This is a genomic window from Asticcacaulis sp. P2_B1, from assembly GCF_056404915.1.
In genome coordinates this window covers 341,432-354,520 of sequence record NZ_JBFUDD010000001.1, presented here as the reverse complement: position 1 = coordinate 354,520, position 13,089 = coordinate 341,432, and the positions used below count along the sequence as shown (strand labels likewise).

The following is a 13,089-nucleotide window of genomic DNA, read 5'->3' as shown; positions in this document are numbered from 1 at the left end:
AGTCTGAAGGGCTGCGTTAAGTACCTCTACCGCATCACGAAGATTGGTTCCATGGATTTTGTGACAATCGGTCCTTTCGACAGTCCAATCTCTGTGCAACCCTGCTCGCCGTGAATAGGTCTACGCCGGCACGGCGCCCACGTCACCTGCCGGCAGCCCCCTTCGCACATTTGACCTTAAGTCGTCACAGGAGAACGAAATGTCCAAATCCATCCTCGACATGTCGATGTCACTCGATGGCTACATCGCCGACGAAAACGATTATCTTGGCGGCGAGGATGGTGAGCGCCTGCACCGCTGGATGGGCGCGGACGAGGCATCCGATCAACCCGGTCCCATCGGTGAATTTGAAGCCGAATGGAACGCGGCCGGTTCCGTCCTTGCCGGACGGCGGACTGCCGAGCTCATGGATCACTGGGGCGGCAGTCATGGCGGTGCCCCGATCTTCGTGCCCAGTCACCGGCCTCCGCCGCCCGCCGCCCGTTGGGGTTATCCGCTGGTGACCTACGTGAACGACGGAATCGAGAGCGCGATGGCGCTGGCGAAGGCGGCGGCCGGCGATCGTGACGTACAGCTGCGGGGTGGTTACACGGCGCAAGAAGCCCTCCGGGCCGGGGTGCTGGACGAGATCCAGATCCATCTGATCCCGGTACTGCTCGGTCGCGGCCGCCGGCTGTTCGATGTTTTGCCGTCAGAGATCGAGCTGGAGCTTGTCCGGGTCATCGACACGCCGCAGGCAACACACATCCGCTATCGTGTCCGTCACCGGGCCAATGCCTAAGGCCTGACGAGACGGCGGCGGTCTACTACTCCCTGAAGTTGGGCAGCCACAAATAATGATCCAATGAAACCGATGCAGAAAACCAACAGAGAAACGATAACAAAATGACGATCGTTACCTTAACCATGAGCATGTCGCTTGATGGCTTCGTAGAGGCTGCACATGCCACTCCAGAAAAGCCCCTTGGAATTGGCGGAGAGCGCCTTCATGAGTGGGCTTTTCCGGGCGATCCGCAAAACGCCAAATATCTCGAAGACGCCATAAGTACTATAGGTGCTGTTATCACCGGCCGGCGAACCTATGACACGTCTTTGCCAAGTTGGCACAGTGATGGACCAACCGGACCGCTACGGTTGCCTGTTTTCGTTGTTACCCACGAAGCTCCAGAGACGTCGCCGAAGAATGGCGTCTATCGTTTCGTTACAAAAGGCCTCTCAGCCGCAATTGAAGATGCAAAAGCCATGGCGGCGCAAAAGGGTGTCTGTATCATGGGTGGCCCGGATATTGGTCAACAGGCCATTGAGGCGGGGTTTGTCGACGAAATTGCGATCAATATTGTTCCGGTGATTTTCGGAAGTGGCAAATCCTTCTTTCGTGACTTTGGCCGCCATATTCAATTGCAGCCGCTAGATGTCGTCGACACCTCCCTTGCTACGCATGTTCGTTACAGAGTGGTCAAGAAGCCTTAGCGGATTACGGGCACGCCTTATGAATTGCATAAATATAACCACCGATGGCGCATGCCTGCGCTCAGCCCTCGACCATGCCTTCACGGTGCACCGCAGGCGCATCCTTCGCTCAGAACAAGACGCCGGCAGAATAATTGGACAGAATTGGATAACTTTTTCGGTCATTCGGCCGTTCGGCGGGTCAAATTGCAGCAAACCACGCAACCGGCGAAGGCGGATTTAGGCCCGCCAATCACCGCTTAGCGTCACTTTAATCGTTCAAACCGGATAAAACCGGCACATTGCGCCCATTTCGCGGCCCAAACCACGCCCAAACAAACGCCGATCACGCCTTCCGTGCGATCACACGGCATTCGTAAACCGTCATCCACTGATCCTTCTCCGCCTCGAAACGCACCGTGATCCTGGACTTCCCGCCCATGTCCGGCAGCCTGTAGGTGATGACATTGCGCTCGACCGTCGCCGCGCCCGGCAGGGTTTCATGCGCCACAACCACGCCATCGACCAGGATATTGAAATCCTTGTTGTGATCGGCGCCATTATAGCTGACCTGGAGATCGAGCGGGCCCGGCTTCACCGCCAGTTCAAACTGGAAATACCCCCGGTTCATCAAGCGGCCGCGTTCGGCGATATGGGTGATCGCAGCCGTATTGGGTGTGCCCTGGAAAGCGTGGTCGGTCTCCGGCTGCTGTTCGCCGAGCCGGATCGAATCCAGCGTGCGCCGCTCGATATCGGCCTTTTCGGCCGCCGCCGCGGCATAACCGGCCTCGATCTGCGGCCATTCCGCCGGCGTGAAACGACGGAAATAGACCGCCGTGCGGTTATGATGCTGGCTATAGAAGGGCCTGATGGTCAGGTTTTGCGGCCGGCCGGATGCGCCCAGGCTAAAGGTTTCGCCGGAACGGACCAGGACGCCGTCATTACCGTCGGCGACCACGGCCGGGTCGGCGCCTTCCCACGGCTTGTCCGATGGACCCAGGTCGGCGGCCAGCACCAGCGGGCCGTTCAGGAAGGCCACCAGCCGGTCGTCATCGGGCATGGTCTCGGCATGGACGGCCATGGCCAGGGACAGTTTCACCACATCCCCGGCCTTGAGCCCGGCCAGCACGACATAACCGTCCTGCGCCTTGGCGGCGACCGCGCGGCCATTCACCGTCACCCCCGGGTCGGCGCACCAGGCCGGCACGCGCAGGGCCAACTCGACCGGCTGCGTCGCCTTCACCACCCTGATCGCGACATTCTCATCGTCGGGAAAGGCGGTTTTCATATCAAGCCGCACGCCTTTTCCCGCCCAATCGAGCGTCGAAGCGTAATAGAGATTGACGATGACCCGGTCACCCTTGCGCCACCATATGCTTTCGCCGTGCTTGGCGTGGCTTTCCATGCCCGACCCGACGCAGCACCAGAAATCGTTGTCCGGTGACGAATGCACGCGGCCGTAACCCGAAGCCAGCGGCGTGAAATAGGTGAACATGCCCGTCTGCGGATCCTGCTGGGACATGGTGTGATTGAGGTGCGCCCGTTCATAAAAATCGAAATAGCGGGCATCGCCCGACCAGCCGTAAAGATGGCGGGTCAGTTTCAGCATATTGTAGGTATTGCAGGCCTCGCAGGTCTGCTGCCCCAAATGTTTCGCCAACTTGTCCGGCGCGTCGAAATGTTCATATTCCGAATTGCCGCCGATGACATAGGAGTGATCCTTCGTCACCGCCTCCCAGAAGAAGAGGGCGGCCTTGGCGCAGTCCTGACGGTGCTGGTCGGTCGGCGCCACCTCGTAGATTCGGCTGAGTCCGATGACCTTCGGTATCTGGGTGTTGGCGTGCTTGCCGGCCAATTCGTCGCGGCCCTCGGCCATCGGATCGAGCACGGCGCGATGGCGGATGCGCTCCGCCAGGGTCAGCCAGCGTGTGTCGCCGGTGCGGGCATAAAGCTCGGCATAGCCTTCATTGAGTCCGCCATGTTCGGCGCGCAGAATTTCTTGGATCTGGGCGTCGCTCAGCCCCTCGAAAATGCCGCCGAGATAGCCGGCAAGACCGAGCGCCACCTGAAGCGAGGCCGGGTCGTTGCAATAATGGTGGGCATCCAGCACGCCCGCCAGCACCTTGTGATAGGTGTAGAGCGGCACCCAACCGCCATTAAGATCGAAGCCCTGCGTGCGGATATCGCCGCGGCGGATTTCCTCGAAAATCACCTTGCCGTCGACGGTCTTGCCGTCCCGGTCGACATTCGTCCCGCCGGCATAACCGTCACCATTAACGCCCTGGACCAGGGCCAGTTCGCGGGTGATATAAAGCGCCCGCTCGCGGAATTCAGGCTTTCCGGTGTGAGCGTACATCAGGCTGAGCGCCGACTGATAATGACCGAGACTGTGGCCGGCGATACCGCGCGCTTCCCAGCCGCCATAGAGGTCGCCCTTGGGCGCCAGCCCGGCATAAAGCCGGAAATTGTGCAGGAAACGATCCGCGCTGAGCGCCAGCAGGTAGCGCTGATTGGCCTCGATCGACGTCAGGAAAGGCGAGGGGTTCAATCGCACCTGCGAAAGCGGAAAAGGCGTGACTGCCGCCACGTCGCTGCTCGTCTCCGCCCAAACGGGGCGGGCCAGTCCCGCGGCGGTCAGGCCCGCAACCGAAACCAGTGCCGAACGGCGTGAGATAGGCATGATCGAAACTCCCTGAACGCAGCGTCATTGCGCGCCGTCTATGGCCTTCTATCGATCATAGCCGGGGTCGATAGTCAATACTCATACAATTGAGGCGTTGCGGGCGAGGGTGGTGTCGGAACGCCTTATAAATCTCATATATGGCGTTCAATTCAGTCACCCAACAACCACCGCAACACCATGGTATTTTTACGCGCACCCTGATACGCCTGACCTCCTGATCTCACCGCTCAACCGCATTCCCTCAAGGCCGGTCAATTGGACAGTCGATTCCCGCTCCTCGCGCTGCCGATCGGCGCCTATAACCTGATCGCGATCGTCTCCATGATCGCCGGCGCCTTTGGCGCGAGCGATCTGTCGGCCCTATCCCAACCCTGGTTCACGATTCCAATGAAGGCCGCCGACTCGCACTGGGTGATCAGCGCCGGCGACATCATCCTGCTGGGCGGCCTGATTTGCCTGTTTTTCGAAATCCTCAGATCCACCAACACCAGCAACATGATCATTCTCAATCACGCCCTGAGCATGGTTCTGTTTATCGTCGCCCTGGTCGAATTCCTGTTATTGCACCCCTTCGCCACCTCGACCTTTTTCCTGCTGATGGTGATGACCGCGCTCGATGTGCTCGGCGGATTTATCATCACCACCATCGGCGCCCGCAAAGATATCGGCGCCGGTTGACCGTTAAATCGGCGTCATAAACCTGTCGCCAGCGTCCGGCCGCACACAGGTTCAGGCCTGACAGACGGTATGCCGCCTTAGCAGATCAGGTCGTCGAGGGTCTTGTACATAAACGGCTTGCTCTTGCGCTTGGGCGGCTTGCTGACAATTTCGCTCGCTTTCTTCGGCGATAGCCAGGCAATCATTCGGCACTGCACATCGATCACCAGTTTGGCGGCCTCATTCAGCGCCTTGGTCTTGGCCGCCAACTGCGGATCGCTCGCATCGACCAGGACCTTGACATCCTTTTGGTAGTCTTCGGCGATCACCTGACACGCCGCCCATCGCGCCTCGGCCTGGGCTTCCCGCGCCGCATGATACTTATCGTGGAAGTCGGGATAGAGCTGGACCCACAGATAGATGGTGCTTTCGCTCGGCAGCGTCATGTCGGCGGCGACCATCCGCTTCAACCCGACCGTGCTCACCGCGATCAGCTGGCAAACCCGTTCGGCCAGTTTTTCCGAATAGGTGCTGCGCGGACGCCGCTCTGTCTTGGTCTCTGTGGTCATCTTCATTTCTCCTAAATTTCAAAGGATTACAACCCACTTCTCGTCCCTATTTCGCAGAAATGGGGAGGTGTCAGCGCGCTCGCGCATCTTCGCGCGAAGTCGCTGACGGAGGGGTCACTTGCTTGATCACCCTGCCCGAGCATAAAAAGCCCCGCCGGTCAAAAACCGTGGGGTTGATTTCGTTCGCAACACTGGATGCTGAGGAAAGCCTACCAAGCTTGCCCTGCCATGTCAATGATAAAATACGAAATATGATAATAAAATTTACAAATCGTAATTTCACCCATTTATTACGGCAACATTTTACCTCTACAATTTTGCCATAATGAGATTCGGAGCGTCGGTTTTCCGCCAATCCGACCACAGCCACTCCGAATCTCGGCAGTGACCTGCTGCCCCATCGCCATATCCAGGGCAAAAACGACATTCCTCTCAGCCTTGCCGCATCCTGTTCTTGACCTGCCGCCCGGTTTGCGCCATGACCGCCGCGGACCTTGCGGATGTGGCGGAACTGGTAGACGCACTGGATTTAGGTTCCAGCGCCGCAAGGCGTGGAGGTTCGAGTCCTCTCATCCGCACCATGCCCCGCGCAAAGCAATTTTTTGTAAATTGCGCCCCGACCGCAATCCTGATCAAATGCGCCCCTCCACAGCCGGTTAAGCTCTGACCCGCAAGTCAAGGTTACGCATGATCCCCGTCCACCCCGCCGGCAAGGCCCTGTGGTTTATCGAAAACCATTTCGACCGCGATATCTCGCTCGACGATATCGCCTAAGCCGTGGGCGTCAGCCGTTTCCACATGACGCGTGTCTTCGATACGCGCATGGGGATGCCGGTCATGGCCTATGTCCGGGCCAGGCGGCTGGCGGTGGCGGCCAAGCGTTTGGCGGCCGGCGCGCCGGATATACTGAGCGTCGCCCTGGACGCCGGCTACGGCTCCCACGAAGCCTTTACCCGGGCCTTCGTGGCGGCTTTCAATCTAACGCCCGAAGCTGTGCGCGACCGCGACTTGCTGAACCAACTCAAGCTTCAGGAAGCCATTCTCATGGACCAGGTTAAACTCCACACCGCCAGCCCCCACCATCTCGAAAAAGACGGCGCCAAGCTGCTGGCCGGCATCCACGGCCGTTACACCCCGAAGACCAGCGCCGACATCCCGTCGCTATGGCAAAGCTTCGTACCCTATCTCGGCGACATGCCGTACCAAACCGGTCCGGCCTATACCACCTACGGCGTCTGCTATAACCAAAGCGACAACGCTTTCGACTATCTCTGCGCCGTCGAAGTCAGGGAAGGGGCCGACCTGCCGCCGGCCTTTACCCCCGTCCGCCTGGAACCCCAGACCTATGCCGTCTTCCCGCACACGGGCCATATCTCCGGCCTGCGCTCAACCTGGGCCGCCATCTGGGACACGTGGTTGCCGGAAAGCGGTTTGCAGGTCCTGCCGGCGCCGTTCTTCGAAAAATACGGCCCGTCCTTCGATGGCCGCACCGGCGAAGGCGGGCTGGAAGTCTGGGTACCGGTCAAGGCCCCCCAATAAGCGCAAACGCCGAGGCTTGACTCAACAGCCTTCCCGGCGATTACTGCCCCGTGTAAACGAATGACTGGGGTGGCGGATGCGTTTTGTGAACCTGGGACAGGTCTGTCTCGCCTTGGGTATGATGGGATTGGGCTCAATCAGCCTGGTCTATCACGATTTTGCCCTGCAATGGCAGCCCGTCCCGGCCTGGGTCGGTGCCCGCCAGATCCTCGCGACGATATCCGGCGCCATCCTGTTTGCCGGTGGTTTAAGCCTGCTGTTCCGCGCCGCCGGCGCCCTGGGAGCGCTGGCCTTGACCCTGTTCCTGCTGAGCTGGGTCGTGTTGTTGAAATTGCCCCTGGCGGCCGCCAAACCGCTTGAAGCCGTGTCCTGGTTGGGTGTCGCCGAAGATCTCGCCATGACCTGCGGACTGTGGTCGGTCTTCGCCGCGGTCGCCCGTGACGGCGTTGGGTTCGATATCGGTTTCCTGACCAGTGACAACGGTTTGCGTGTCGCGCGAATCTTGTTCGGCATTTGCTGCCTGGTCTTCGGTTGGGCGCATTTCGTCTATGCCGACTTCACCGCCCACATGATTCCCGACTGGGTGCCGGCGCCTTTGCCCATGGCCTATATCACGGGCGCCGGCCATGTCGCCGCAGGCCTCGCCCTGATCTCCGGTATTTTGCCGCGCCTGGCCGCCACCCTGGAAGGCGTCATGATGGCCATTTTTGTTGTGGTGGTGCACTTTCCGCTGCTTCCGTCACCGCATATCCAGTTGAACTGGACCTTGCTGTTCGTCGCCATTTCCCTGACCGGATCGGCTTTTGCCATCGCCTGGACGGTGCGCGACCGGCCGTGGGGCCTCAAGCCAATCGCCATGGATAAACCGGCATGAGAGCCCTTGCCGCGATCCTTGCAGGACTAAGTCTGTGCGGCCCCGTCGCCGCCCAGGATTTTCATGCCGCCGACTTCCGCGCCGCCCGGTCTGCCGCGGTGAAGGCCGTCAATGCCGGCGACTTCGCCACCGCCGAAGCCAAACTGGCCGAAGCCCGTGCCATGGTGCCATGGGCGCCATCCGTCCTGCTGCTGGGCGCGCAAATCGAAGCCGCCGCCGGAAAACCCGATGCCGCAAAGGCTTTCCTTCAGGACTATATCGGCCGCGGCCTGTGGTTCGACCGCACCCGCTATGCCGATCTCGCGCCTCTCCTCGACGCCGGCCTGACCGCCAAACTCGACGCCAATGCCGCACCGCTTGGCGCCTTTGCCGAAGTCGCGCGATCGCCAGACCTGCTTCTGGTCGAAGGCCTTGCCGTCGACGCCACGGGCCAGATCTATGCCAGCTCCATCCACCGCGGCGCCATCAATGCCGTCACCCACGGCGACATCAAACCGATCCTGACCTTGCAACCGGGGCAGGGCGGTTATGGCATCGCCATCCGCGACGGAACGCTCTGGTTGGCCGTCGCCTCGAATGCCGTGTCCGAAGGCTACGATCCGGCCAAACCCCTGCCGCCGGAGATGATCCGACTGACCCCGACAACCGGGGAAGTCACGCATTTCCCGGCCGACACTGTCGCCCGCAATTTCGGCGACATGGCCACTGGCAAGACCGATGTCTATAGCAGCCATGGCGGCGTCTATCGCCTGGAAGACTCGCGCGGCTCCTGGCAAGACCTGATCGCCCCCGATACCCTCGGATCGCCCCAGGACATGGTCGAAAACGCCGATGCCACCGCCCTGATGGTCGCCGACTACACCTCGGGCCTTTACCGTATCGATCTCACGACCGGCGCCGTCACAACCCTGGCCGTGCCGGCGGACGCCTCTCTCGTCGGCATCGACGGCATGGACAGATATGGCGACGACCTGATCGCCATTCAAAACGGCATCAATCCCGGCCGCGTCCTGCGCCTCCACATGAGCCATGACTGGCAGACGATTGAGTCAGTTGAGGTTTTGCTGCGTGCCGGCGCCCTCGACCAGCCGACCGGCGGCCAGGTCGTCGGCGACGATTTCATCTTCATCGCCCGCAGCCAATGGTCGGATTTCGACGACGATGGCAAACCCCTGGCCGGCGACCACGGCCCGGTCATTATCGGCGATTTGAAATTGCAGCCTTAAAAGACGTTGCGCCGCGTCCGCATTTCTTCGATAGTCGCAAGAGGCCGATCAGGGAACCTGCTCTATGAAAAAGACATTTGCGCTGTTTATCTTGCTGGCCATGGTGCTGGGCGTGGCCGCGGGGTGGGCGACACACGAATATCTGGCGCCGGATCAGGCCAAGACGGCTGTGACGGTGTTCGGCCTGCTGACCACCATCTTCATCACCCTGATCAAGATGATCATCGCGCCGCTGGTGCTCTTCACCCTGATCGCCGGCATCGGCCATATGGAAGACGCCGCCGCCGTCGGACGCGTCGGTATCAAGGCGCTCGGCTGGTTCCTGCTGATGTCCGTCGTCTCTTTGCTGATCGGTATGGGCATGGTCGAATGGCTGAAACCCGGCGTCGGCATGCATCTCCAAGTCGCCGGTGAGGCCGCCCAGGTGCCGTCGACCGAAGGCTTTACGCTCGAGGCCTTTATCACCCACCTGATTCCGACTTCGATCATCAAGGCCATGGCCGACAACGAAATCCTCCAGATCGTCGTCTTTGCCGTCTTTGTCGGCACCGCCATTTCGATGCTGGACAAGCGCTCGCCCCAGGTCCTGGCCCTGGCGGAGGAAGCCTCGTCCATCATGCTGAAGGTGACCGAAATCGTCATGAAATTCGCGCCCTTCGCCATCTTCGGCGCCTTGGCCAAGACCGTGGCGGGGGCAGGGCTGCCCATCCTCATCACCTATGCCAAGTTCATGGGCGAATTCTATGCCGCCATGGGCATCCTGTGGGCCCTGTTGATCGTGCTCGGTTTCCTTTTCCTCGGCGGCCGCATGCTGCGCCTCCTGGGCGTCATCCGCGAGCCGGCCCTGCTGGCCTTTTCGACCGCCAGTTCGGAAGCCGCATACCCCAAGCTCCTGGCCGGCCTGCCGACCGTCGGCATTTCGCGCAAGATCGTCTCCTTCGTCCTGCCGCTCGGCTATTCGTTCAATCTCGACGGCTCGATGATCTATTGCACCTTCGCGACCCTGTTCATCGCCCAGGCCTATGGCGTTCAGTTCACCCCGGCACAGCTGACCATGATGCTGTTCCTGCTGCTGATTACCTCGAAGGGGATCGCCGGCGTGCCGCGCCCATCTCTGGTCGTCATCATGGCGACCCTGGCCTATTTCAAGCTGCCGTCGGAATGGATCGCCCTCGTTCTCGGCGTCGACCACCTGCTCGACATGGGCCGTTCCGCGACCAACGTCGTCGGCAATTCCGTGGCCTCGGCGATCATCGCCAAATGGGAAGGCCAACTGGACGTCGACGAAGAGGTTGCAAGGAACACCTGAGTGAAACGAAGGATTATCTCTGAGGCAAAGTATATTTGGCAGCAAGAGGATTTGACCAGCGCCGTTTACATCTTTGTTGGCGGACTGCCCTTTTGTCTCGGTCTGCTCGTCGCGACTGGATATTGCCTCTTTCGCCCGCACGCGTCCGAAAGTCTTCTTACTTACCAGATGGTTGCGGCGGCCCTTACTCCGGCCGTGCCCACTGCGGTTAGTACCTTGTTTGAGCGCTGGCAGTTAGGGGTATTGCTAACCGGCGTTTATAGCCTCCAAATCGCGGCCCTGATCATTTGGGGGCCTGAGTTCGCACGATTTCTGCTCCACGTCAGGCATTTGATTTTCGGGTGAATTCGTCTTGCAAGCCGCAACCTATTTTGACGTGTCGTTTGCAAGTTGTTTCGGATCGGTGATCTGCAACGGATCGCGGTAGTTTTCGGGTGTGACGCCAACAAAGACGGGCAGGGGCGCATCGGTGATGGGTTTCAGCCATTCGACACCCTTCATTTGCCAATGACCTGTCTTGTCTTCAAATATATGGGCGCGAAAGACCTGGGCCTTGGACTCGTCATTGGGATCCGGTCCGACAACATGTGAGCACACCGCGCTCAGGCTGCGATCGTCACGCCACACCATGCCGACGCAGCGAGCATCGAAACGGGCCACCTTCGTCATGTCTGGCCACGACACGACGGTCAGGTCACCGCGGCTGCCGGCGATCGAATTGTCGTCCATGACCAGCATCCTGCCGTCGGTAGACGCAGCGACATCAGCCACGATGGTGTATTTGTCGCTGGTCGGCAGCACCAGGTAATTATTGTCGAGGTAACCGAAGCGGCAATTAATCTCTGCGATTGGTTCCTGCTTGCCGGTGTCCTTGTCGTACATGGGCAGGACTTTCAGAATGGCATAGTGCGAGCAGCCATTGCTGTCGTCGGTATACATCGTGATTTCCTCGCCGCGGTAGCGAATCTGCAATGCGTGCCCGCTGCGTTCTCCCAACTGAGGGTACTGGGCCAACAGCGTCCGCTCGTTCTCGCGTACTTTCTGCAGCCGGACGGCGTCCACGACGTCGGCATTGATCCCTTCCGGCGCCGCCACGGGCTTGGGCTTGTCGCACGACGCCAGGCACAGGGTCGCCAGCAGAGTTGGAATAAAAATGCGCACACCGGCCTCCCGTGACTCGCCAAAGTCTAGCGGGCGAAAACTCAAAAAGCTGTGCGGAATACGGTCCTTAACCAAGCTGTCGTGAATTTTCACACCTTCAAGCTTTTTCAACCGACATAAAAGTTGACCTGTCGCGCAATCATGCCATAAGGGCACATCTTTTGGCGTCCCGGCCTGTGTTGGGGCGCTTGTTTCTATTTTTAGCTGCCTGTGGGGACCGGACGCGATGTCGGGCAACTCTGCAGCATAAGGTAACTGATCGATGCAAGTCGTTGAAAAACTGAATGAAGGCCTGAGCCGTGTCCTCGAAGTCACGATCCCGAAGGATCAGCTGAATCAAAAGCTGGACGCCAAGATCGCGGAAATCACCCCCAAGATGAACATCAAGGGTTTCCGTCCGGGCAAGGTGCCGCAATCCCACGTCCGTAAGCTGTACGGCAAGGAATTGATGGGCGAGATCATTCAGGACACGCTCAACGAAACCACCCAGCAGGCGATGAACGACGCCTCGATCCGTCCGGCCAGCCAGCCGGAACTGACCCCAATCGGCGACATCGAAAACGTCATCAAGGGCACGGCCGACCTGGCCTATCAGATCGCCGTCGAAATGATGCCGATCTTCACGCCGGTCGACCCGGCCGAAATCGAGCTGAAGCGCCCGGTCTATGAGCCGACCGAAGCCGATATCGACGAAGCCCTGAAGACGGTCACCTCGCAAACCAAGTCGTTTGAGCCCAAGAAGGGCAAGACCCCGAAGGCCGCTGACGGCGACAAGCTGGTCATCGATTTCGTCGGCAAGATCGGCGACGACGCCTTCGAAGGCGGCACGGCCGAAGGCGCCGAACTGGTTATCGGTTCCGGTCAATTCATCCCCGGCTTCGAAGAGCAGTTGATCGGCACCAAGAAGGGCGAAGTCAAGACGCTCAACGTCACCTTCCCGGAAAACTACGGTTCCAAGGATCTGGCCGGCAAGGCCGCGACCTTCGAGACGACCGTCCAGGACATCCTGTCGCCGAAGGAAGGCGAAGCCGACGACGAGATGGCCAAGAGCCTCGGTCTCGAAAGCCTGCAGGCCTTGAAGGACATCCTGAAGACCCAGCTGGAACAACAATACAAGGGCGCTGCCCGCTTCAAGATGAAGCGCGCCCTGCTCGACGTCCTCGACGAAAAGCACGATTTCGAACTGCCCAAGCGCATGCTCGACGCCGAATTCCAGGGTATCTGGGGCCAGGTCCAGCAGGACAAGGCCAACGGCCAACTGGCCGAAGAAGACGCCAACAAGTCCGACGACGAACTGAAGGACGAATATATGAAGATCGCCGAACGCCGCGTGCGTTTAGGTCTGGTCCTCGCCGAAATCGGCACCCGCCAGAACGTCCAGGTCACCGACCAGGAAGTCAACCAGGCGATCATGCAGGAAGCCCGCAACTATCCGGGCCAGGAAAAGCAGGTGTTCGACTTCTACCGCCAGAACCCGGCCGCTGCGGCGCAAATCCGCGCGCCGATCTACGAAGAAAAGGTCTGCGACCTGATCTTCACCCTGGCCAAGGTCACGGACGAGCCGATCAGCAAGGAAGACCTGCTGAAAGAAGACGAAGAATAGAAACGAAGAGGCTCCGCAA

The 13,089-nt window shown here is 59.8% G+C and carries 11 protein-coding genes and 1 tRNA gene; 9 read left to right on the top strand and 3 right to left on the bottom strand.

What is annotated here, in order from left to right; all coding sequences use genetic code 11:
* Positions 1-199 precede the first annotated feature (199 nt).
* Entirely contained in the window at positions 200-781 is a 582-nt protein-coding gene (locus AC1DX3_RS01675) for a dihydrofolate reductase family protein (protein ID WP_476987488.1), read from the top strand.
* Between the two features lie 104 nt (positions 782-885).
* Positions 886-1,470, top strand: a complete 585-nt coding sequence (locus tag AC1DX3_RS01670) for a dihydrofolate reductase family protein (protein ID WP_476987487.1) — start codon at positions 886-888, stop codon at positions 1,468-1,470.
* A gap of 325 nt (positions 1,471-1,795) precedes the next feature.
* Here the strand turns inward: AC1DX3_RS01670 and AC1DX3_RS01665 are convergent, their stop codons facing one another.
* On the bottom strand, positions 1,796-4,129 hold the full coding sequence (locus AC1DX3_RS01665) for a beta-L-arabinofuranosidase domain-containing protein (RefSeq protein WP_476987486.1): 2,334 nt from the start codon (positions 4,127-4,129) through the stop codon (positions 1,796-1,798).
* A gap of 258 nt (positions 4,130-4,387) precedes the next feature.
* Here AC1DX3_RS01665 and AC1DX3_RS01660 point away from each other — a divergent pair, with 258 nt between their 5' ends.
* Entirely contained in the window at positions 4,388-4,810 is a 423-nt protein-coding gene (locus AC1DX3_RS01660) for a hypothetical protein (protein ID WP_476987485.1), read from the top strand.
* A 77-nt stretch (positions 4,811-4,887) separates the two neighbouring features.
* Here the strand turns inward: AC1DX3_RS01660 and AC1DX3_RS01655 are convergent, their stop codons facing one another.
* Positions 4,888-5,358 carry a terminase small subunit-like protein gene (locus AC1DX3_RS01655; RefSeq protein ID WP_476987484.1) on the bottom strand — a complete coding sequence of 157 codons (471 nt, stop codon included), beginning with the start codon at positions 5,356-5,358 and terminating at the stop codon, positions 4,888-4,890.
* 496 nt (positions 5,359-5,854) lie between these two features.
* Here AC1DX3_RS01655 and AC1DX3_RS01650 point away from each other — a divergent pair.
* The 5 genes from AC1DX3_RS01650 to AC1DX3_RS01630 all read left to right on the top strand — a co-directional run bounded on the left by AC1DX3_RS01650 (position 5,855) and on the right by AC1DX3_RS01630 (position 10,306).
* Positions 5,855-5,939: transfer RNA gene (locus tag AC1DX3_RS01650), tRNA-Leu, on the top strand.
* Positions 5,940-6,135: 196 nt separating this feature from the next.
* Entirely contained in the window at positions 6,136-6,897 is a 762-nt protein-coding gene (locus AC1DX3_RS01645) for a GyrI-like domain-containing protein (RefSeq protein WP_476987483.1), read from the top strand.
* Between the two features lie 76 nt (positions 6,898-6,973).
* The gene (locus AC1DX3_RS01640) at positions 6,974-7,771 is read left to right on the top strand and encodes a DoxX family protein (RefSeq protein WP_476987482.1); all 798 of its coding nucleotides are present in this window, start codon (positions 6,974-6,976) and stop codon (positions 7,769-7,771) included.
* The gene (locus tag AC1DX3_RS01635) at positions 7,768-8,997 is read left to right on the top strand and encodes an NHL repeat-containing protein (protein WP_476987481.1); all 1,230 of its coding nucleotides are present in this window, start codon (positions 7,768-7,770) and stop codon (positions 8,995-8,997) included. The genes AC1DX3_RS01640 and AC1DX3_RS01635 overlap by 4 nt, the downstream gene beginning before the upstream one ends.
* 64 nt (positions 8,998-9,061) lie before the next feature.
* Positions 9,062-10,306, top strand: a complete 1,245-nt coding sequence (locus AC1DX3_RS01630; protein WP_476987480.1) for a dicarboxylate/amino acid:cation symporter — start codon at positions 9,062-9,064, stop codon at positions 10,304-10,306.
* A gap of 366 nt (positions 10,307-10,672) precedes the next feature.
* Here the strand turns inward: AC1DX3_RS01630 and AC1DX3_RS01625 are convergent, their stop codons facing one another.
* The gene (locus AC1DX3_RS01625) at positions 10,673-11,467 is read right to left on the bottom strand and encodes a hypothetical protein (RefSeq protein WP_476987479.1); all 795 of its coding nucleotides are present in this window, start codon (positions 11,465-11,467) and stop codon (positions 10,673-10,675) included.
* A gap of 262 nt (positions 11,468-11,729) precedes the next feature.
* Here AC1DX3_RS01625 and tig point away from each other — a divergent pair, with 262 nt between their 5' ends.
* Positions 11,730-13,070, top strand: coding sequence for a trigger factor (gene tig, locus AC1DX3_RS01620; protein WP_476987478.1), 1,341 nt, complete (start codon positions 11,730-11,732; stop codon positions 13,068-13,070).
* The last annotated feature ends 19 nt before the right edge of the window (positions 13,071-13,089 follow it).

Bases quoted from the DNA above. Each gene is read 5' to 3' on its own strand.
- AC1DX3_RS01675 (WP_476987488.1), top strand. From the start codon at position 200: ATGTCCAAATCCATCCTCGACATGTCGATGTCACTCGATGGCTACATC.
- AC1DX3_RS01670 (WP_476987487.1), top strand. From the start codon at position 886: ATGACGATCGTTACCTTAACCATGAGCATGTCGCTTGATGGCTTCGTA.
- AC1DX3_RS01665 (WP_476987486.1), bottom strand. From the start codon at position 4,129: ATGCCTATCTCACGCCGTTCGGCACTGGTTTCGGTTGCGGGCCTGACC.
- AC1DX3_RS01655 (WP_476987484.1), bottom strand. From the start codon at position 5,358: ATGACCACAGAGACCAAGACAGAGCGGCGTCCGCGCAGCACCTATTCG.
- AC1DX3_RS01640 (WP_476987482.1), top strand. From the start codon at position 6,974: ATGCGTTTTGTGAACCTGGGACAGGTCTGTCTCGCCTTGGGTATGATG.
- AC1DX3_RS01635 (WP_476987481.1), top strand. From the start codon at position 7,768: ATGAGAGCCCTTGCCGCGATCCTTGCAGGACTAAGTCTGTGCGGCCCC.
- AC1DX3_RS01630 (WP_476987480.1), top strand. From the start codon at position 9,062: ATGAAAAAGACATTTGCGCTGTTTATCTTGCTGGCCATGGTGCTGGGC.
- tig (WP_476987478.1), top strand. From the start codon at position 11,730: ATGCAAGTCGTTGAAAAACTGAATGAAGGCCTGAGCCGTGTCCTCGAA.